Consider the following 2,111-nt stretch of genomic DNA (forward strand, 5'->3'; position numbering starts at 1 on the left):
GGCCCGCCCCGGTTCTGGAGCGACGTAGCGAAGGAGCGCAGCGACTGAGCGAAGGAGTGAAGAACCGGGGTTGATAGGGCCCCGCCCAGCGCCGCCGGAGGCGGCGCAAATAAACACAGCAGAATGGGGAGTATGCAGAAAGCGACCGGTAGCAGTGCGGTGCTCGAATCCGCCGCTGGGGCGTCCACCCCCGGCGGCCCGGCCGAACCGCCGGGCGTATTCGCCACCCTCACCGACGATGCGGCCAAACGACGCGATCTGTGGCGGATGAAAGCCGTCGCCACCGGGCTGCTGGCCGTCGCGTCGATCATCTACCTGGTGTGCCGGTGGCTGGAGTCGCGCGGTGGTGCCGGTGACTGGGTGGGCTATGTCCGGGCGGCCTCCGAGGCGGGCATGGTCGGCGCACTGGCCGACTGGTTCGCGGTGACCGCGCTGTTCCGGCATCCGCTCGGCCTGCCGATCCCGCATACCGCGATCATCCGCCGGAAGAAGGATCAGCTCGGCGCCAGCCTCGGTGATTTCGTGGGGACCAACTTCCTGTCCCCCGAGGTGGTGACGGCGAAGGTGAACTCCGCGCAGATCCCGTGGCGGGTGGGGCGCTGGATGGCGGGGCCGGGGAACGCCGCCCGGGTCGCCGACGAGAGTTCGACGATCCTGCGCGCGGTCGTGGGGGTGCTGCGCGACGAGGATGTCGAACAGATCATCGACAACACCATCGTGAAGCGGATAGCCGAACCGCTCTGGGGGCCGCCGATCGGCCGGGTGCTGTCCGAACTGCTGGCCGACAACCGGCAGCTGCCCCTGCTGGACCTGCTCGCCGAACGAGCCCACCAGTGGGCGCTGGGCAGTCAGGAGACGATCGACCGGATCGTGAACGGTGAGGCACCGCAGTGGGCGCCGAAGTTCGTGAACGTGCTGCTGTCGGAGAAGGTGTACCGGGAACTGGTCGAATTCACCTGGAAGGTGCGCTCCACTCCCGACCACGAGGTCCGGCTCGCCGCGAACCGTTTCCTCGAGGAGTTCGCCCGCGATCTGCAGTACGACGAAACGATGATCGCCAAGGCCGAACGGATCAAAACCGAGATCATGGGCAGGGAGGAGATCACCGGCCTGGCCGAGGCGACCTGGCGGGCGGCCAAACGCCTGATCCTGGAATCCGCCGACGACCCGAACAGCACGCTGCGCCGTAAGGTCGCCGAGAATGTGCAGCAACTGGGCGAACGGCTGCGCGACGATACCGAGACCCGGGCCAAGGTCGACGGCTGGATCGAACGCGGCGCCCGCTACCTGGCCGCCAATTACGCCGACGAGATCGCCACCATTGTCAGCGATACGGTGGCCCGCTGGGACGCGGAGGAAGCCAGCAAGAAGATCGAGATCCAGGTGGGGCGGGACCTGCAGTTCATCCGGATCAACGGCACGGTGGTCGGCAGTCTGGCGGGGTTGGTGATCTATACGGTGTCGCAGTTGATGTTCGGGGGGTGAGGTCGGGGATGGATGAGGCGAGAGTTCGGGTGAGGGTGGGTCGATGTGTGGGGGTGGGGTGGCGGCGGTGGGCCGGTGTGCGGGGTGACGGGGATCGTTGTGCGAGGTCGGGGTGGATCGGTCCGCGGGGTGGGGTGTGGGGTGTGATCGCGGCTTCCGTGGACCGTCGGCTTTCGAGGATCGCGGCTCGTTCGTCCGTCGAGGCGGGGGATGTGGGTGTGCTTGTGAAGGTGGGGAGAGGCCTGCTTGTGAGGGTGGGTGTGGCCGAGTTGGTGGGGGTGGGACGCGGGGAGTGTTCGTGAAGGCGGGGAGCGGCCTGCTTGTGGGGTGGGACGCGGGGAGTGTGTGTGAAGGTGGGGAGCGGCCTGCTTGTGGGGTGGGACGCGGGGAGTGTGTGTGAAGGTGGGGAGAGGCCTGTTTGTGAGGGTGGGGAGGAGCCCGCTTGTGAAGGTGAGATGTGGGGGCGCGTTTGGGGGATCGGATGCGGGCGTATTTGTGAGGGTGGGGGATGTGGGCCTGCTTGTGAAGGTGCTGTGTTTTTGGCGCGCTGGCGCGCGCGGGGGTTGAGGCCCCCTGGTGTCCCGCCGTTCAGGCCTCGAGACTCGCGCCTTCGGCGCATGCGCTTC

At 67.6% G+C, this 2,111-nt stretch carries 1 protein-coding gene; it reads left to right on the top strand.

Features of this window, described 5'->3' with window-relative positions; all coding sequences use genetic code 11:
• Positions 1-132: 132 nt before the first annotated feature.
• On the top strand, positions 133-1,485 hold the full coding sequence (locus tag ACWEWT_RS38590; protein ID WP_452565904.1) for a DUF445 domain-containing protein: 1,353 nt from the start codon (positions 133-135) through the stop codon (positions 1,483-1,485).
• Positions 1,486-2,111: the final 626 nt, after the last annotated feature.

Source organism: Nocardia sp. NPDC003963, assembly GCF_053605105.1.